Source organism: Sulfurisphaera javensis, assembly GCF_041154675.1.
Taxonomy (GTDB): domain Archaea; phylum Thermoproteota; class Thermoprotei_A; order Sulfolobales; family Sulfolobaceae; genus Sulfurisphaera; species Sulfurisphaera javensis.
Genome location: NZ_AP031322.1, coordinates 2,085,997 through 2,104,217, shown reverse-complemented (window position 1 = coordinate 2,104,217; position 18,221 = coordinate 2,085,997). Strand labels below are relative to the sequence as shown.

At 31.6% G+C, this 18,221-nt stretch carries 18 protein-coding genes; 5 read left to right on the top strand and 13 right to left on the bottom strand.

Annotated features, from left to right (window positions below):
• Positions 1 to 2: 2 nt before the first annotated feature.
• From pyrH to ACAM25_RS11605, 6 genes are all read right to left on the bottom strand, one after another.
• Entirely contained in the window at positions 3 to 683 is a 681-nt protein-coding gene (pyrH, locus tag ACAM25_RS11630; protein WP_369609881.1) for a UMP kinase, read from the bottom strand.
• Between the two features lie 32 nt (positions 684 to 715).
• On the bottom strand, positions 716 to 892 hold the full coding sequence (locus ACAM25_RS11625; RefSeq protein ID WP_369609880.1) for a chromatin protein Cren7: 177 nt from the start codon (positions 890 to 892) through the stop codon (positions 716 to 718).
• A 110-nt stretch (positions 893 to 1,002) separates the two neighbouring features.
• Positions 1,003 to 1,800 carry an SDR family oxidoreductase gene (locus ACAM25_RS11620; protein WP_369609879.1) on the bottom strand — a complete coding sequence of 266 codons (798 nt, stop codon included), beginning with the start codon at positions 1,798 to 1,800 and terminating at the stop codon, positions 1,003 to 1,005.
• Positions 1,801 to 1,820: 20 nt separating this feature from the next.
• Positions 1,821 to 2,876, bottom strand: coding sequence for a pseudouridylate synthase (locus tag ACAM25_RS11615; protein ID WP_369609878.1), 1,056 nt, complete (start codon positions 2,874 to 2,876; stop codon positions 1,821 to 1,823).
• A complete protein-coding gene (locus ACAM25_RS11610) occupies positions 2,854 to 4,191 on the bottom strand; it encodes a signal recognition particle protein Srp54 (protein ID WP_369609877.1) in 1,338 nt (445 codons plus the stop codon). The genes ACAM25_RS11615 and ACAM25_RS11610 overlap by 23 nt, the downstream gene beginning before the upstream one ends.
• A 1-nt stretch (position 4,192) precedes the next feature.
• A complete protein-coding gene (locus ACAM25_RS11605) occupies positions 4,193 to 4,588 on the bottom strand; it encodes a translation initiation factor IF-5A (protein ID WP_369609876.1) in 396 nt (131 codons plus the stop codon).
• 134 nt (positions 4,589 to 4,722) lie between these two features.
• On the opposite strand from ACAM25_RS11605, the gene ACAM25_RS11600 reads away from it, so the two are divergent.
• On the top strand, positions 4,723 to 4,869 hold the full coding sequence (locus tag ACAM25_RS11600; RefSeq protein WP_369609875.1) for a hypothetical protein: 147 nt from the start codon (positions 4,723 to 4,725) through the stop codon (positions 4,867 to 4,869).
• A 47-nt stretch (positions 4,870 to 4,916) separates the two neighbouring features.
• Here the strand turns inward: ACAM25_RS11600 and ACAM25_RS11595 are convergent, their stop codons facing one another.
• The 5 genes from ACAM25_RS11595 to ACAM25_RS11575 form a co-directional block, all read right to left on the bottom strand.
• Positions 4,917 to 6,080 (bottom strand): DNA topoisomerase IV subunit A, encoded by a 1,164-nt coding sequence (locus ACAM25_RS11595; protein ID WP_369609874.1) that lies wholly within the window; start codon positions 6,078 to 6,080, stop codon positions 4,917 to 4,919.
• Positions 6,077 to 7,675, bottom strand: coding sequence for a DNA topoisomerase VI subunit B (locus tag ACAM25_RS11590; protein ID WP_369609873.1), 1,599 nt, complete (start codon positions 7,673 to 7,675; stop codon positions 6,077 to 6,079). The genes ACAM25_RS11595 and ACAM25_RS11590 overlap by 4 nt, the downstream gene beginning before the upstream one ends.
• 30 nt (positions 7,676 to 7,705) lie before the next feature.
• On the bottom strand, positions 7,706 to 8,641 hold the full coding sequence (locus tag ACAM25_RS11585) for a deoxyhypusine synthase (RefSeq protein WP_369609872.1): 936 nt from the start codon (positions 8,639 to 8,641) through the stop codon (positions 7,706 to 7,708).
• Complete coding sequence (locus ACAM25_RS11580) at positions 8,638 to 10,089, bottom strand: RtcB family protein (protein ID WP_369609871.1); 1,452 nt, start codon at positions 10,087 to 10,089, stop codon at positions 8,638 to 8,640. Before ACAM25_RS11580 ends, ACAM25_RS11585 begins: the two co-directional genes overlap by 4 nt.
• Before the next feature lie 94 nt (positions 10,090 to 10,183).
• Complete coding sequence (locus ACAM25_RS11575; RefSeq protein ID WP_369609870.1) at positions 10,184 to 10,423, bottom strand: hypothetical protein; 240 nt, start codon at positions 10,421 to 10,423, stop codon at positions 10,184 to 10,186.
• 99 nt (positions 10,424 to 10,522) lie between these two features.
• Between ACAM25_RS11575 and ACAM25_RS11570 the strand changes: the two genes are divergently transcribed.
• Positions 10,523 to 13,288 (top strand): DEAD/DEAH box helicase, encoded by a 2,766-nt coding sequence (locus tag ACAM25_RS11570; protein ID WP_369611674.1) that lies wholly within the window; start codon positions 10,523 to 10,525, stop codon positions 13,286 to 13,288.
• 89 nt (positions 13,289 to 13,377) lie between these two features.
• Positions 13,378 to 13,650, top strand: a complete 273-nt coding sequence (locus ACAM25_RS11565) for a DNA-binding protein (RefSeq protein ID WP_369609869.1) — start codon at positions 13,378 to 13,380, stop codon at positions 13,648 to 13,650.
• Here the strand turns inward: ACAM25_RS11565 and rgy are convergent.
• Positions 13,615 to 17,082 (bottom strand): reverse gyrase, encoded by a 3,468-nt coding sequence (gene rgy / locus ACAM25_RS11560; protein ID WP_369609868.1) that lies wholly within the window; start codon positions 17,080 to 17,082, stop codon positions 13,615 to 13,617. The genes ACAM25_RS11565 and rgy overlap by 36 nt on opposite strands.
• 140 nt (positions 17,083 to 17,222) lie before the next feature.
• Here rgy and albA point away from each other — a divergent pair, with 140 nt between their 5' ends.
• Positions 17,223 to 17,522, top strand: a complete 300-nt coding sequence (gene albA / locus ACAM25_RS11555) for a DNA-binding protein Alba (protein ID WP_010979310.1) — start codon at positions 17,223 to 17,225, stop codon at positions 17,520 to 17,522.
• Between the two features lie 86 nt (positions 17,523 to 17,608).
• Positions 17,609 to 17,938 carry a hypothetical protein gene (locus ACAM25_RS11550; RefSeq protein WP_010979309.1) on the top strand — a complete coding sequence of 110 codons (330 nt, stop codon included), beginning with the start codon at positions 17,609 to 17,611 and terminating at the stop codon, positions 17,936 to 17,938.
• Here the strand turns inward: ACAM25_RS11550 and ACAM25_RS11545 are convergent.
• Entirely contained in the window at positions 17,913 to 18,194 is a 282-nt protein-coding gene (locus ACAM25_RS11545) for a hypothetical protein (RefSeq protein ID WP_369609867.1), read from the bottom strand. The genes ACAM25_RS11550 and ACAM25_RS11545 overlap by 26 nt on opposite strands.
• Positions 18,195 to 18,221: the final 27 nt, after the last annotated feature.

The window sequence follows — 18,221 nt, the reverse complement described above, 5'->3', positions numbered from 1 at the left end:
TATCACATCGGTTGAATTACACTACCTATTTCTTTACCCCTAATAATATCTAAAATTTTGTCAAGTTTTTTGTAATTCATAACAATAACCTTAATTTTTGATCTCTCTATAATTTTTATCGCTAATGGATCTAAAAGCTCATAAGTTCCAGCTTTTACTGACTGCGAATTTTCTAATACTTTCTTTAAAGTTTCTGTATCCAACTTAGGTATTAATTTAGCATCACTGTAGTACCTAGGATCTTTATCATAAACTCCATCAACATTTGTAGCTAAAATTAAATAGTCTGCTCCTATAGCTTCACTAACTAATGCAGCTACTGTTGCTGTTGACTGACCAGGCTGAAATCCTCCAGTTACAATGACCTTGCCACTTTCCCATTTTTCAATAAACTCTTCTAGGTTCTCAGGGACCTTCATGTAAGTTAAGCCTGATAGAATAAAAGTTAATAAATATGCATTTAATCTAGAAGCCCATATACCTAATAAGTCTAAATGAGCTTCATTTACACCTAATTCTCTACCCATTTTGATGTATTTTCTAGCTGTTGCTCCACCTCCGCTGACTATAGCAACTTTATGTCCTTCATTGATTAGTCGTTGAATTGTATCTTTTAAGACAATAAGGTTTTCCGAACTCTCTTCATCAAAAAATTTTCCACTTATCTTGAGAACTAACTTCATCTTTGAAAAATATTTTTAGCTTTATTAAAAAGTTAGACTGGATAATCATCTGGTAATTTATGCCTAAAGTACTTACCAGTTTCTGGATCTTTAAATAGTCCTATTTTAACTCCTTTTCTTCCCTTAGGCGCCAATACCCAAACTTTTTCCGGCGATAGTTCCGCTTCCTTACCACTAGGAGTTTTAACTTTTACCTTTTTCTCAGCCATACCTACTCACTATAATACTAGTTTAGACAATTTTATAAACATTTTGTCAAGTATTGTAAGGTATAATACCATTAGTAACATAAGTTAATGTTAAAGGATTCCTTTAATTCTTATATTGCATCACTTGTTCCTCCATCAATTGGTATTACGGAGCCAGTTATATATGAAGAATAGTCAGAAATCAAGTAAATTATAAGAGATCCTAACTCTTTTTCAATATCGCCAGTTCTCTTTAACGATGATCTCTCAATTACTTCCTTCTTCCATAGTTCGTTAAAGTTAAGATTTAGTTTTTGAGCTAGCTTAGTTAAACTTCTTTTCGCTCCTTCGGTTTCAAAACTTCCCATTAAAATAGTATTTACAGTAATGTTGTATATCCCTAATTCTTTAGAAAGAATTTTAGTTAGCTGTATTATTGGAGATCTTGAAACATCAGCTAGTACAAAAATCCTTTGAGGTTGCTTAACAGTCCATGAAGATAAATATATAATTCTGCCCCATTTTTGTTTTTCCATAAAAGGGATAACTAACTTAGTTAATTTTATTGCACTTAAAAGATAAAGTTTTACTGAGTATTCCCAATCCTTCAAAGATGTCTCATCAAAATAAGAAGGTTCATTTGAAGGGTTTCCAGTATTAAAAATAAAGACATCTATTCCTCCAAGTTTCTCTATACTAAAATTCACTAACTCGTCTAGGCTATTATAATCTGTTAAATCTGACACAATTCCATAAACTTCTGGGTTATAGAATTTTAATTCTTTAACTGTATTGTATACTTTTTCTGTTGTCCTAGAAGTAATTACTAATTTACATCCCTCTCTTGCCAGAGCTTTAGCGATTCCTTTACCTATTCCATCTGTAGAGGCTGTTATCAATACACGTTTACCATTTATATCAATATTCATTGCGTTAGTTATGAAAAAATCTATTTAATATATGTATCGGCTATTAATTTACTTTTGCCGGACATAGAAAGTAAGTCTACAGAAATAACTAACAAATCCTTTACCTTCTCCCTAAGTTCTTTAAAATCTTTTGCTTCCACAAATATATCATAAATATTATCATGAAGCTTAACAGCGTCTTTAATTTCTTTCTCAGAATATATGGTAACTCTATACAATCTTTTAGAGGGTCTTATTGTAAAAATTGTTGAAAGTTCTTTTCCAGCAATTTTTGAAACCTTACGAATATGAAAACCTTTAATATTAATTTCATTCTTGACCAAATTCTCTGCGATTAAAGGATAGTCATCAAGAATCCTATACTCTGAAGCCTCAGAATATGGAGCTACTAATTGTGTGTTTAACAAACCTTCTAACGATTCTCCTCCTTTTGAAACCCAGCTAGATATTGGTATACCACGACTAAGTCTATTATAAAATGCTAAATACCTAACAGTTTTAGTAAATAGAATTACAGCATCATATTCCATATCATACACTAACTCTACTTGTGGATTGTCAAATTCTGGAATATAACCTAAACTCGCAAGCTTTTTACCTACATCTCGTTTTATTTCATTTTTTATACTTTCATAATAAAATAGTTGATTTTCTACCATGAATTTCTCTTCTCTGTTTTTTAATTCATCAGTAAGTCTTACACCTAAAACAAAGGTTTTATAGTTAACAAGTTTTTCTAGTGCTTTTTTCTCAAAACTTTCCTTAAATTCCTTTATTCTATTATCACAAATATAACAACTTCTATTTTGAAATTCATCATTAAAGTAGTTATGGTAGAATGTCTTTGCTATTTCGCCCATATTATATAATAATTCTTTTATTTGAGATAGATCCTCTATTTGATGCTCTTTTATTGCTTTGTCTATCTCCATTAGTAGCAATATTTTTATAGCCTTACCTCTCTCTTCATTTGTATGGCCTAAACTAAGCCTAGCAAAACATCTACCTAAACAACTATCACAAAGAGGGTATTTAGAGAGTAATTCTAATGATTTATTTAGAAGTTCTGTCTTCAAAGAGTTTAGCAAGGCCTTTCTTCCTCTTCACCATTTTAAGCAAATTATTAGTCATTTGATATTGCTTTAACAATTCTTTTACTTCTTCTGGTGTAGAACCAGACCCTTTAGCAATTCTTCTTATTCTAGATTTATCGATAATTGAGGGATTATCTAATTCCTTATATGTCATAGAATTCATAATTGCAAGAAATTTCTTAATCTTCTCTTCACCTAATTTTAATTGCTCTTCTGGGATTTGAGAGAATATATTAATCCCTGGAATCATTTGCAAAATCTTATTCAAAGGACCCATTTTCCTTAAGGCTATAAGTTGGTTATAAATATCTCTTAAAGTAAGCTTAGCTTTTCCAGCCATTATATCTTCCATTTTCTTTTGGATTCTCTCGTATTCTTCAACACCTTTTATTTTTTCAACAATGCTTTCTATGTCACCCATTCCTAATATTCTAGATACAAATCTTTTTGGATTAAATACTTCTAGTTCATCTATCTTTTCTCCAGTTCCTATAAATTTTATAATAGCACCAGTTGCTGCTACAGCAGAAAGTGCACCGCCACCTTTAGCTGTCCCATCCATTTTAGTAATAATTATTGACCCTATAGGACTTGCTTGATGAAATCTGTAGGCTAAATCATAGGCCTTTTGACCAATTGAGGCATCTATAACTAACATTACTTCATCCGGCTTAATTTCATCATACATATTTTTCATTTCTTCTAGTAGTTTTGCTTCCTCTCCATATCCATGCCTACCAGCTGTGTCTACAATAATAATATCAGTTTTCTCGTTCAAGAACTTTTCGACTCCTCTTTTTGCTATTCCAACAGCATCAATATTTCCAGGTTCTCCATAAACTGGAACTTTAATTTGCTCTCCAATTTGAACTAATTGATCATAAGCAGCCGGTCTATAAACATCAGCAGCAACTAAACCGACTTTATAACCTTTCTTTTTATAAAAATAGGCTAATTTGCCAGCAGTGGTTGTTTTTCCGCTACCCTGTACTCCTACTAACATTATTACATATGGTATTTTCTTTGGCATTACATCTGGGTTTACATCCCCACCAAATAGTTTAGATAGTTCATCATAAACTATTGATATAAACCATTCTCTCCTTTCTATTGCTGTAGGTGGTTTTTCTTTCTCGAGCCTTTCCTTTATTTTTTGAGTTAAATTGCTTACAAGTTTAACGTTAACATCAGATTTAATTAAAGAAATTTGAAGTTCCTTTATGAAATCATTTACAGCTTTATCATAACTAGATGAACCTAAAAACTTTCTTACAGCATCTTTTAAATTGTCAAGCAATTTACTTTACCCTAACAATTTTCTTTCTCCCCATAATTTCCCAATATTCTACCTCTGCACCCGGCCTTATTTTGTCTACGATATCCGTTTCATTAGGTTTTTCTATATCAAAAGTTTCATATGACTCCATGTCCATAATAGTTATACTATCGCCTTTATCAGCTAAAATTTGGCCTACATGCTTCTCTATAATTGGTACCTCAACTTGCTGATCCACTGGAGCCATTAAAGTTCTTTTTTGACCAGTAAAAAGTCCTATAGCTACAATGTTTGCTTTTGCACTACCATGTTTGCCAGTTTTAGCTTTACTAATTTCTACAACTCTACAAGGTTCTCCATCAATAACTACATAATTACCTACTTTTAAATCTCCGACTGTTGTGTACTGAATGCTCATATAGTTTCCCAAAATATCCTAATTAAGGCAAAGCTTTAAACTCTTTGCTCCGAGCTTTGGCCCTTCATCATGTAATCAGATAGTCTAACATCTTCATAGCAAATCTTATTTAACTTAAAAATATAAAAAGCATTATGCCTTGGAAACTGAAATGTAGAAATTGTGGCACAGAATGGACAATTAACATTAGCTTCGACATTAGTAAACAACCAGCAATTTATCAATATTGTAAAGTTTGTAAAAGAAATACTTTTAATGACATCTTAGGATATTATGAATGATGAAGAGACCCCATGTTTTGAACGATGAAATGACCTGTCTCGGCGGATTACTCAATATAATCTTTTGACTTAATTTTGTCTGGAATATATTGAAAAGCTAAGAACTTTAATCCTTTACTCGCCATAGCTTCTATTTCAAGCTTTGATTTCTTGTTCAAGAAAATCTCAATTTCGTGTTGCCACGCTTTTGTCTTAAACCATTTATAATTCTTTATCTCGTTAGCTCTCTTTATATCAGCATCTTTAGCTTTAATAATATAGTTTCTTCTTTCTTGATCTGAAAGATAAGGCCTCTTACCCTGGTCTCCGAATATGTCAGTCATTGAAACTCCTAAGAATTTTGCATTAGGAGTTGCTAGTCTCTCACTTTCGTAAGATAATGAAATAGAGCCTATTCTAAATACACTATAGATATACCACCCGTAAGGATCAGCATCAGTTAATATATAAACGGGTAATTTTAGCTCTTCATTTAACCTTCTAACGAATCTTCTTGTAGCTCTATCTGGTTGTCCAGCACTTGTAACTAATATTGCTTTGTATTGCTTCCAAAATCCTGCTCTATGAAGTTGTTGAAAAACTGCGTCTTTCTCTACAACCAATACAAATTCTGCATTTACATCAACAAACTCAATTAAATCTGGAGTAGGCTCAATAGAATAAGCTCCGTGTCCCATTTTACTTAAGTCTATAATATCATTTCCACTCCTAATTCTCATATCACCAACAACTTTTCCTTTCTCCTTACTCAGTATTAACATATCTTCTCTAAGAAGGGAAGTGAAAACTTCAATGTCCATTATTACACTGTCTGACTCTTTTTGCTCATCCCATGTGTTTTCTTCATAAGCTTTGCCCCTAGGATCTTTAAGTATAATAGAATGCTTACCCCTATAATATAAATCACGTATAGTAGGATACTCATCGTTTATTAATGCATCATATATTATGCTTGCCATCAAAACAGTCTGCATGAATCTTTTAGACTCATTAAGGTCAAAGAAATTCCTTTTTAATTTTTCTTCTCCTAATAAAAGCAATTTCTTTTTCTCATCATAAATTGTGTTTCCTAAAGTTCTCTTTGGAATTTCCATAACTGGTGATTCTGAATTGTTAACTTGTTCTATAAGTTTAAGAAATGTTTGCCTAAGTATATCAGCCGCTCTTCTTCTTGCTTCTTTATCAACCTTTGATGTTAACTCGTTACTCATAACTCCTCAACTTTATAGCTACGAATCTCTTCCTCTAATTTTTTATCATTGACTTCGAGCTTATTTAACGCGATCTTTAGCAATTTTTCTCTCAAATCGGAATACGCATCTGCTATTTTTTGCTTGTCTCCATTAACTAAAAATAAAGCAAGTCCTCTGCTTACCTCTGGGATGTACTTTAGGTAAGTTATTAACCTCTTTTTAGCCTCTTCTTCTTTCCTCTTTTCCGTGATGTACTTCTTTAATTTCCTTGCTACGTCCATTAATGCTAATTTTATTTCTTTCTCAATTTCTTCTACGTCAGCTATACTCTCTTTTCCTGCACTCTTATAAGGAACTTTAGTACTACATAAATGAACCATAACAACTAATGGAGGTTGTTCTTCTTCTATTCCGTACCTTTTCCAGTCCATCTCTTCAGTGACAACTTTCCAAATTACATCAGATTTTTCATCATAGATTAAAGGAATTTTGTTAGCATACCTTAAAACAATAGGTTCAGGAGATGGCTGAATTGATCCTCCATAAGCTATTCCAGCCTCAACGATAAATGGGTGACCTTGATAAGCTTTAGGCTTTCTAGTGATAGCACCTACAAACTCTGGATTAAATATACTCTTTAAGCCTAGTTCTATAAGATCTTCCCCTATAACTGATAATGCTTCAGCAGAAGGTGGTCTAAAATCTTCAAATTTCTTCATTACTTCAACTAATCTTGAAATTTCTTCATCTGTGAGTTCTGTTGTCTTTTTATCTTTAGGAATTTTAGCTAATTCTAAAATTTTATCGGCTGTAACATCTCCTACACTTTGGAATTCGTTTATAAGAAAATCTCTTATTGGCATAGGTTTCTCTTTCCTTGCTATCATGAATTTTATTAGTTCAATATCAACACCATAAGGGTGAGGTTTTACTTCTCTTGGAGGCTCTGGTATTTTATCAGTAAGTCTCTTGTAGTAAACTACGTTATTATCTGGATCCTTGAAGAAAAATTCTGCATAAGGAGAAATAATATAAGTCTTCTTTATGTACTCATATATCTTTTGTTTAGCTCTTGCCCAATCAGCATATAAATATAAAGTAACAGAAGTCCCATGCCAACCTTTCTCATTAACTATTGAAGTTCTTTGCAATATTACAGGCTCGTTCTTAACTACATCAATCTTCAATTTAAACATGTATATTCTCTTCGAATTTAATGGGGATGTTATTATTTCAACTGGTCTTTCTTGATACATTTGGCTATAAAGTACTGCTGCCTTTACACCAAGCCCGAACATCCCTCTAGTTTGCCTTAAAACATATTTAGAACTATATAGAACTTTACCAAAAGCATTTGGAACCACGTGTGGAGGAATACCAATTCCATTATCTTCAACATTAACCTTATATATTTGTTTTTGCTGATCAATTAATTCAATAAGTATTTTAATAGACGGTAGAATATTATGAACGTCAGTTGCATCTAAAGCATTCTCAACTAATTCTCTGACTGTTTGATATAAAGCTCTTGCTGGATTACTAAACCCAGCCAATTCTGGATTTCTTTTAAAGAATTCTGCAGGAGAAATACTAGTAAACTTCTCAGTGGACATAAATCATCACAATACAAATATTTTATTCGCTTATCCTAATAAAGATGCTGACAAAATAGGTAATATAATAGTTGCATCTCCATATATTACAACATTCTCACCTGATGGCTTTATTTTATTCCATGATATTGCTTCTCTAGGTTTAGCACCACTTAAACTTCCATCATACTCCTGGGCTGTAGTAATGTATATAGCATAATCTAATCCATCTTTAAACTGATTCCACCAGATAGTATGATGCTTGCTTATTCCTCCACCAATAATTAGTGCACCAGATTTTTTACACGAGAACACTAAGTCTTTAATGAGTTTCATATCTTCAAATAAGTTAATTTTCAAATTAGTAAACTGAGAATAAATAAATAAATTTGTACCAAACGAACCATCAACTACTCCAGGCACTATAATAGGAACTTTTCTCTCATATGCTGCTCTTAAGATAGAATGCTCATCTGAAATTCTCTTACCAAACTCCCATAAAAGTTCATAAACAGGCCATTCTTTCTTTATATTAGTTATTTCATTAACATATTTTCTTACTACATCTTCAATGACCTTGCCATAACTTTCCATAGGAACTAATATATTTCCTAATCTATGAATTTCTAAATCTCTTAACATCGAGTCATCATACTCAAATAAGCCCTTGTAATATTTTCCTCCAAAACTCCTTGCTATGTCATGGTCTATTGTACCACCAGTTGTTATAATTATATTAAAGTAGCCTTTTTTAATTAAATCAGCAAATAACCCTCTTAAACCAGTTGAAACTAAATTTGCCGTAAAAGATAGAAACCTTAGATCAGCTTCTTTAATCATATCATTTAATATTTTTACTCCTCTAACTACAGACTCCGCTGTGAATCCATATATTTTATCTAGGATTTTATAAAAATCTTTATAATTTTTTAAATCGTCTAAAGTTATATCTTCAACTACTTCTTTTAAAAGGTCTTCTCTTTTCATCCCTTTGTAACACCTATAGGTCTTAATCTCACTACTAATTTAGCAATTTTAACTTCATGAGCTACCTTAGCTACTCTATCTACATCTTTATAAGCTCCGGGTGCTTCTTCAGAAACTACTCTTCTAGTAGCAGCTCTTATTACTATTCCTTTTTGTTCTAAGTTTTGCACAACTGAGTTAACTGGATAATTCCTTACAGCAGCTTCTCTAGACATCCATCTACCAGCACCATGAGGTGCAGTATACCAAGTCCTTCTTCCTTCCGGAATACCGACCATCACATAGCTTGCAGTACCCATACTACCCGGTATTAAAACAACTTGGCCAATGCTTCTATGATCAGCTGGTATCTCAGGACTCCCAGGCGGAAAAGCTCTTGTAGCACCTTTTCTATGAACTAAAACCTTCTTCCTCTTTCCTTCTATGTCGTATTCCTCAATTTTAGCTATGTTATGTGCAACATCATAAACTATACTCAAGTCTAATTTTTCTGGGTCTGTATGAAAAACTTTACCAAAGCTTTCCCTTACCCAATGTGCTATCATCTGTCTATTAGTCCAAGCAAAGTTTGCAGCAGACGCCATAGCATGAATATAGTCTTGTGCCTCTCTTGTGTTAAACGGTATTGCGGCTAATTCTCTATCTGGAACTGAAATATTATATTTCTTCATAGCTCTTTCCATTATTTGTAAATAATCGCTAGCAACTTGATGACCAAGACCTCTAGACCCTGTATGTACCATAACAGTGACTTGTCCTTCATGAGTTATACCTAAGGCTTTTGCAACTTCATGATCATATATCTTATCTACAACTTGAATTTCAAGAAAATGATTCCCAGCTCCTAAAGTTCCTAATTGAGTATGACCTCTTTGCTTTGCAATCGGACTAACTTTTGAAGGGTCAGCTAAATCCCAGCTTCCATGTTGCTCTATATGCTCCATATCTTTTTCCCAACCGTATCCATTATCAACCGCCCATTTTACACCTTCAGCTAGTACATTATCAAGTTGTTGAAATGTTAATTTTACTTTGCCTTCACTCCCTACTCCGCTGGGTACATTCCTATAGATTTCTTCTACAAGATCTTTTAATTTATCTTTTACATCTTTATAATCAAGGTTAGTTCTCAAAAGCCTAACTCCACAATTTATATCATATCCAATACCACCTGGACTAACTACTCCTTCCTCATCAATAGCAGTAGCAGCTATTCCACCAATTGGAAAGCCATATCCTTGATGGCCATCTGGTAATACATAAACAGATTCTTGCACTCCTTGTAAGCATGCAACATTCATAGCTTGTTTCAAAGTGAGGTCTTGTTTCATTTTATCTATTAATACATCGTCAGCGAAAACAGTGACAGGAACTTTCATACACTGTTGAGTTCCCTTATCTATACGCCATTCATAAGTGCCTACTCTCTTGATTGTTACTTGTGACATACCAAATGAAAATATATAATGAATTGTTAATAAATCTGTTTTGATGATGACAATAGCGGACGCTGAAAAATGATGCACTCTGGCTGAGCACTGATCATATAACTTTTTTTGAAGCTTCTTTCTTCTTTTTTGTTAAATCATCGTATTTTCTTTTAATATCTTTTATTACACTAGAAATACAATCTGAGTCTGCTGTTAAAATAACTTCACGTAAGAACTTATATGCACAATCCTTGCTATGAAAGTAATATTCATTTCCTTGAATAGAAAGTTTAATACCTTGTCCCTCTGGAAACATTCTACCGCAAACAATACAAACGTGTTTTTCAATCATGTTTTGAATCGTAGAGTTTAAATTTTTAAAAATAGCGGTATAATGTGCATTTAAACATTGCGGTGATAATTAGTGAATAATAGATTACATGCAAAACTGATGACATTAATAAAAGAAAAGGGATGGGATGAATTAACTCCAGTTCAAAAGCAAACTTTAGCGCCAATACTAGAAGGATATAACACGCTTGTAATTGCTCCTACAGGATATGGAAAAACTGAAGCAGCTCTTCTGCCTGTTTTTAACTTAATGCTACATGAAAATGTTAAGCCAGTTTCGGTTTTATACATAACACCTCTAAAGGCATTAATTAATGATTTAACTCTAAGGATAGAATGGTGGGCTAACAAATTAGGCTTTATAGTAAGTAGAAAACATGGTGAAGTTCCACAAAAAGAAAAGAGCTCTAGATTAAAAAAAGCACCACATATATTAGTTACAACTCCAGAAGGATTAGAAATTGATTTAGATTGGGCTACTAGATTTAGAGAGTATTATAAGAATTTAAGATGGGTAATAATTGATGAAGTTCATGAATTAGTTAATTCGAAAAGAGGTGCACAACTGTCAATACTCCTTGAAAGATTAAAGGATTTTATTAATTATGATTTCCAGCGAATAGGATTATCGGCAACAATAAATAATGAAGAATTAGTTGCTAAACTTATTTTTGGATCTTCACAAAGGAAATTTCAAATAATTAGAATAAATTCTTCTAGGTCTATAGATGTAAAGATCTCTAAAATATCTTCAGATAAAGATCTTTGGGAGTCTGCCGCAAAAAGCATATTATCTAAGATTGAAAAGCCTACACTTTTATTTACTAACTCTAGATTTACGACCGAAAGGCTTTATGAAGAGCTAGAGAAAATGAAAGCTAAGGATATTTATGTGCATCACTCATCAATATCAAAAGAAGAGAAAATAAAAGTGGAAACTAGCCTTAGAGAAGGAAAGGCAAATCTAGTTATTTGTACAAGAACATTAGAATTGGGAATTCATGTTGGAGATATTAAAAAAGTAATTTTATATAGGCCTCCTCCTTCTGTCGCATCGTTCTTGCAAAGGTTAGGAAGGAGTGGACATGCAATAAATGCTATATCTAGAGGCGAAATCTTATGTCTTTATGATTTTGATATACTAGAGGGATTAACACTATACAAATTAGCTAAAGATGGGAGAATAGAAGAACCCTTTGTGTTTCCTTATCTTGATGTTGCTTCGAGGGAAATAATAGGATTAGCATTACAATATGATGAAATTAGTTTAGATAAAATTTATGAAATTATTTCATCTTCATATTACTATAGAAATCTTTCTAGGACTGAGTTCGATAGACTAATTAATTATTTAAGAAAAAAAGAAGTAATAAAAGTAGAAAATAATAAAGTAAAGCTAGGAAAATCCTTCTTCAAAATATGGAGATTTGAAAAAGATAATAAGATTAGTTGGGCTAAAGAGTTCTCTGAGTTTTTCTCTTTTATAAATACTGATGATACTTTTACTATACGCTATGAAAATACGCCAGTGGGAGAAATCGATGCTATCTATGTATATAGACACTTAAGAAATAACGATACAATTAGGATTAGTGGAAAAATATGGAAAATAATTAACATAGATTTTAATAAGCATCTCATTAATGTTGTTCCAGCTAATAACGGAGAAGGAGAAATACCAATTTGGAAAGGAGAAAACATATCTAAATCATCATTACTCGTATCAGAATTAGGAAATATAATTGCAGATTTTGACAAGTATAAAGAGATTATAGATAATGAAGCGTATGAATCCTTATTAAGTTTTATTAAATATTATACAATACATAATTTACCCTTACCATCTGAAAAAATAATGTATGTAGAGAAAACAAGTGATGAAATAGTATATTCTACTATAATTCCAGAGAAGATTGCAAATACAATATCTCACATGTTACTATATCTTGCCACAAAGAAATATAACCTTAATGTGTCTTCTCGCGCATCAATCTATGGCTTCTCTATTAAGGGAGTAAAAGAAGATTTATTTAAGGAAATACTATCTCTCAAAGATAAAGAAATAAAACAACTAATCATAAGATCAATATATAGATCACCACTATTTTTAGCTACAGCAAAGGAAATACAATATAGTTTCGGTAAATTGGGTAAGTTAAATATAAAAGAAGATTATGTTATTCTCAAAGAAGCACTAAGACAAACAGTATCAAAATATTTTAGTATAAAGAGGACTTTCGAATATATAAAGAAAATAAAAGAAGGGAAGATAAAAATAATAGAAATTGAAGGTTTAACACCATTAGGAAAAGCTGTATTATCTCATACACCCATAAGACCGTGGATATCAGATTTACAATTAAAGATATACCAAGCATTAAAAGGAGGAGCTTATACGATAGAAGAACTTTCAGAATTTATAGGAATTTCAAAGAAAACATTGGAACTTAAACTAAAGAAGATGAGAAAGCCATGCTCAAAATATAGGACCGTATCCTTTATCGATATAGATAATGGAGAAAATAGATGGTGTCTTATGGAGGACCTAAAGGAAATTGTTGAATCTGGAGATTATTACAATTCATTTAATCCTATTAATCTAGACGAAACTTATATTGCCGTGCTTAGACCGATACAATCAGAGGGAAGTACAGAAATTGTTTTTAGAGTAAAAGACTTAGTTGAAAATCCCAATTATTTTATCAAAAAAGTTCCTTATAATGAGATAATGGAATTAAGACTTAAAGATCCAAATGATGCGCTAGTATATTCAATATCACCAAAATATTATTATGTTAATAAGAGCAGCATTGGATTTTTAGTACTAAATGCTGTTAGTTATATTCAAAGTAAAAAATTTGGATGATGAAGCCCTTAAATATGAGCGGTGATAAAGGCCCGTGTTACTGATAGACAGATTTATTTTTCTTCTCTCTTATCCACTAACGATACAAAATGACCACAAAAAAGCCCAATGAAATTTTAATTAGTAGAGCTAAAAGAACTGAAGATTACGTTTTAGATGTAATAGTAATGTTTAATCAAGGATATGATGAAGTAGAACTAAAAGGGGTCGGAAATAGTATATATAAAGCTGTAGAAGTTTATAACTTACTTAAAGATAGACTAGGCGATGGAATAAAACTTGAAAAAACAGATATAGGAAGCGAAGTTAAAGATAGAAGAAGAATATCATATATTAGTATAAGACTTAAGAGAGTTTACTAGCTTATCTGATAAAATTGTAATTTCTCTATGTAGTTCAAACAGTACTTCATCAGCACTAACATTCCCATTAGCGATTTTGTCAACCTTTTGTAGTAATGATTTTGTTCTATTTTCACTAATTAAATCGCTACAGCAATTTGATAGAAACTCATAAGCTTTTATACCTCTGTTAGTAGCAATAAGGAAAGACCTCCTTTTACTTTCAACTATATAACCATGCTTAATTAAAGTAGAGATTATCTTTGCATAAGTACTTGGTCTACCAATTTCTTTCTCTTTCATGCTTTTTATAACATCAGCGTATCCCAATAACAGAACAGTGGAACCTTTCCCTACATAAGTTGTAAAGTTATCAGATAAAGTATAGACTTTTAGAGGATAAATAATTGAAAACCCTCCTTCAACCTTTACTGGTATTTCTACCTCAATTTTTTCGTCGTTAATCAATATTTCGTATTTGATATATTTTATATTAGCTGGCTTCATCTGACTAGCTATAAATCTTCTGAATATCAAATCATAAATCTTGAAATGATATTTTGTAAATCTAATGAAGTATTTGTTAGGATTCTCCTCAATATCTTTAATGAGAGCCTCAACATCCATAGTAGTAGTAGGTCTAATTGCTTCATGTGTACCTTCTTCTCCCCAACTTCTACCAATAAAGTCATTTTTGAGACCTTTAGATTCTAAGTACTCTTTTGCTATAGATACACCAACATTAGAAACGTGAGTGCTATCAGTTCTATGATATGTTATTAAGCCAGATTCAAATAACTCTTGTGTTATTTTCATGGTAATTTGAGCGTTTATTCCATATTTATTAAATACCTCCATTAGTAAAGTGTCTGTGGTAAATGGCGGTAAAGGATTTTGTATCTCTTCCCTTTCAGATAAAGCATTAATTTTTACTCTTAAATTTGATACAAACTTTTCCGCCTCCTCTTTCGTTTTAAAGAATTTTCTTATATTATAATCTCCTAGCTTTATGTTAACTATCCAACCAAGATTATTCTTATATTGTTTAGTTCTTTCAACTACCCATCCTAATACTGGCCCTTGAACTCTTCCACTGCCATGGTTTCTTTCATAAAATACTGATTTTAGCGCTGAGCTTAACTCAAACCCAATCCATCTATCCTCTATTCTTCTTACGACTTGAGACCTCACAAGGTTTAAATCAATTTTCCCTTTATTCACAATTGCTTCAAGTATTCCATTTCTAGTAACTTCGTGATATTTAATTCTATAAATATTTCTGTTATAAGGACTAGTCATTGAGGCAACATCAAATGCAATCTTTTCTCCTTCTTGGTCAGGATCCGATGCAATATACACTTCATCTACTTCCATACTTAATTTCCTTAAAGCAGCAATTATCTTCTCTGTTGAAGAAATGAATATAGAACCACAGTAAGGACAAGAGTCAGATTTAGATGTAAATGTTTTGCCACAATTGTAACATTTATAAATAGGAGAATAATTAGCTATAAAATCGGAATCTTTTATATCAACACCATAGTACCCAATGTTTTCAGTAGTGAGATCAGTTATGTGACCTTTAGTAGCTATAATATTTACAATTAGTATAGTATCATTAACCATTATTATTGTCTCATAAACTGGAATACCGTATACTTCCCTTTTACTTGGTCTTCCAAAAAGTCTAGCAATCGTTTTAGCTTTCGTTGGTGATTCTACTACCAAAAGTACAGTCTTTGTAACAATTTTCTTTTGAACAGCACTCTCTTCTCTGCTTTTCTTAACAGTTTCTCTTATCTTATCCATATTAATATTCTCTATATTTATGAAATTTACACTAGTTACTATTTTTCTTAATTTTTGTATTAAAATATCTAATAAATCTATATCGTCAACTAGTACTATGCTCACACCAAATGTTAATCCATTATGTATGATTCTGCTACTCCTACCAGATGCTTGAATGTAAGTTACAGCATCCGGAACATAAACATAATATTTGTTGTTAGATTCTGCCACAAGGAAAGATTCTGTTTTAATTCTCTCTATCTTCTTATCCTCTAAAGTATTTAGAATTTCTTCTCTTAATTTCATTAAATAATTCCTGATTTCTTCTATCTTTCCATTTAATTTTTCATTCTTAAGTAAACCTATTTTTAATAATTGAATTTCCGAAGGAGAAAGGAAAACTAACTTTCTTCTAATGTCTTTTACATCGATGCCTATCTTTTCAGCTATCTTAACTATCATTGATGGATTGTAAAGAGCGTCTTTCAGATTTAACCTGATTTTTGGTACTCCGTAAAATATCACATACTTTAGTTTTTTTGGTTCATCTAATCCTCTAACAGCAACACCATAATAACTAGCTGAGCCTATAAGGAAATCAACTTTCCCCTCACTAAACTTATCTAAAAACTTTCTTCCAGCAATTGCTAAACTAGCAGTATATCCTAATTTTTCTATTAAATCTTTTAATTCTTTCATTTTTTCTTTCCCATATTCCTTAGAAACTAATATCAAGCCACCTTTATCTGAAATCTTTTCAATAACGTGTTTTAGATCAGTTGATGGATAATAAAGATCAGCAATATTCCTTAAGTATGTCTGAATAGTAGAAGGCTCAAATCCTATTAATAATCTTAAGGCTTGTTGTTTAGTCCCTTTAGGTTTTAGAGTTGCACTAGCAACAAGAAACTGAACTAATGGTTTCCAACTTGAGATTTTATATTCTAATTCATTTATCTTATCTTTTAATTCTTTATCATCTTTATTAAATCTTAGTAATTTCCTTAGTTTTACAAGATTAATTGCGTCTTGGAAAACCTCATTATTAATACCTAAAACCTTGGCTATAACTTCAGTAGTTTTACCACTTTTTAATATCATATCAGAATCATCTACAATAACTAATCTTGGTCTTAACGCTTGATATTCTTCATAATGCCGTAAAATTCTATTAAAGGTTGCCACATTAACATAATTATCATTAGCTTTGTCACAAGAAACCTTTGCGCCTATTTGTTTTAATCTTTCACATATTTGATCTTTTAAAGAATTTGTAGGAACTATGTACAATGATGTATTACCAAAATATAATGAGTAGACTAATAGTGTTGTTGTCTTACCTAATCCAGTTGGAGCAGATAGAGAAAAACTTTCGTTCTTTGCTAGTCTTTTTATCCAATATTTTTGAAGATTCCAAGGTTCATTTTTAATCACCTTTTTAAATAGTTCTAAAATTTCCTCGTATGTCTCGTTCTCGTAATAATACTCAGCATATCCTTTCAAGGTAGAATTTTTTACAAGTAAATCATAAATTACTCTATAATCTAAATTTTCTACTTTACCAGGCAAACATTTACTGCAAGGAATTCCAGCGAAAAGACGATCTTCATCAATAGGACCTCCACAGTTAGGGCAACCAAAGAGATAATTAATCTTCAACATGCTGAAGTAATAGATTGTGCTAGTATGATTTTAAAAATCAAAAATCTAAGTGATACTTTGTGAATTCTTTTAACAAGAACTTTAAGATAACTTTATTATCCTTGTTCATATTCTAATATCCGACCACTTGGGTGGAAAAAATGAGCAGCACTGCAACCCCAACTCCAAGCAATGTAGTATTAGTAGGTAAAAAGCCAGTAATGAATTACGTATTAGCAGCTTTAACACTATTAAACCAAGGTGTTAGCGAAATAATAATAAAAGCAAGAGGAAGAGCAATAAGCAAAGCTGTTGATACTGTAGAAATAGTAAGAAACAGATTCCTACCAGACAAAATAGAAGTTAAAGAAATAAGGATTGGTAGCCAAGTAGTAACAAGCCAAGACGGTAGACAGTCTAGAGTATCAACAATAGAGATAGCAATTAGGAAGAAAGCATAAAAGCAAAGATAAAGCCTTTTTATTAGTCTCTTTTCTTTAAGCAATAGATTAATTAGCAATAACTTATTATATACTTATGTGAGATAATGCCAGAAAATACTCAACCTTCTTATAAGGTAGAATTTGAAGGAAGAGCAAAAATAGGAGAAGTTATGGGTAATTTAGTTTCAATTCAACTTAAGCCAGAAGATTTATCAAGCCCATTAGCGTTTCAAATGGCATTGACAAGGATTTACAATGAAGTCCTAAACATGATGCAGCAACAACCAAAACTTCACTATGTTGCTGAAGTCAAATTTAACGATTCAATGGGAAATCCAGTAGTAGTAGGAGTAGACTTCGGAGACAAAATACCACCAATAAGCAAAAAAGATGTAAAAGTAAAAATCACTATTGAATTTTACGACGAAGAGTAGCTCTTCTTTTTAAATATTGGAAAGAAATTGTAGATAAATAGTCCTCAAAAGGAATTAATCTATATTCGGTTTCGTTTAACTTATTAATAATTCCTATTTTTGTCATATATTTTATAGTGTTTTTTATCGTTTTCTTGCTAAAATATGGCGAAAGAAGATCTATTGCTAATCCAATATTAAACTCATTATACTTAAATTTTTTATAAAGTAAATAATAAATGACTATTTCTCTTTTCTTTAACCATCTCATAATCAACAGCCTAGTTACTCATCATTTATCAGA

Bases quoted from the DNA above. Each gene is read 5' to 3' on its own strand.
- pyrH (WP_369609881.1), bottom strand. From the start codon at position 683: ATGAAGTTAGTTCTCAAGATAAGTGGAAAATTTTTTGATGAAGAGAGT.
- ACAM25_RS11625 (WP_369609880.1), bottom strand. From the start codon at position 892: ATGGCTGAGAAAAAGGTAAAAGTTAAAACTCCTAGTGGTAAGGAAGCG.
- ACAM25_RS11620 (WP_369609879.1), bottom strand. From the start codon at position 1,800: ATGAATATTGATATAAATGGTAAACGTGTATTGATAACAGCCTCTACA.
- ACAM25_RS11605 (WP_369609876.1), bottom strand. From the start codon at position 4,588: ATGAGCATTCAGTACACAACAGTCGGAGATTTAAAAGTAGGTAATTAT.
- ACAM25_RS11600 (WP_369609875.1), top strand. From the start codon at position 4,723: ATGCCTTGGAAACTGAAATGTAGAAATTGTGGCACAGAATGGACAATT.
- ACAM25_RS11595 (WP_369609874.1), bottom strand. From the start codon at position 6,080: ATGAGTAACGAGTTAACATCAAAGGTTGATAAAGAAGCAAGAAGAAGA.
- ACAM25_RS11590 (WP_369609873.1), bottom strand. From the start codon at position 7,675: ATGTCCACTGAGAAGTTTACTAGTATTTCTCCTGCAGAATTCTTTAAA.
- ACAM25_RS11585 (WP_369609872.1), bottom strand. From the start codon at position 8,641: ATGAAAAGAGAAGACCTTTTAAAAGAAGTAGTTGAAGATATAACTTTA.
- ACAM25_RS11580 (WP_369609871.1), bottom strand. From the start codon at position 10,089: ATGTCACAAGTAACAATCAAGAGAGTAGGCACTTATGAATGGCGTATA.
- ACAM25_RS11575 (WP_369609870.1), bottom strand. From the start codon at position 10,423: ATGATTGAAAAACACGTTTGTATTGTTTGCGGTAGAATGTTTCCAGAG.
- ACAM25_RS11570 (WP_369611674.1), top strand. From the start codon at position 10,523: ATGACATTAATAAAAGAAAAGGGATGGGATGAATTAACTCCAGTTCAA.
- ACAM25_RS11565 (WP_369609869.1), top strand. From the start codon at position 13,378: ATGACCACAAAAAAGCCCAATGAAATTTTAATTAGTAGAGCTAAAAGA.
- rgy (WP_369609868.1), bottom strand. From the start codon at position 17,082: ATGTTGAAGATTAATTATCTCTTTGGTTGCCCTAACTGTGGAGGTCCT.
- albA (WP_010979310.1), top strand. From the start codon at position 17,223: ATGAGCAGCACTGCAACCCCAACTCCAAGCAATGTAGTATTAGTAGGT.
- ACAM25_RS11550 (WP_010979309.1), top strand. From the start codon at position 17,609: ATGCCAGAAAATACTCAACCTTCTTATAAGGTAGAATTTGAAGGAAGA.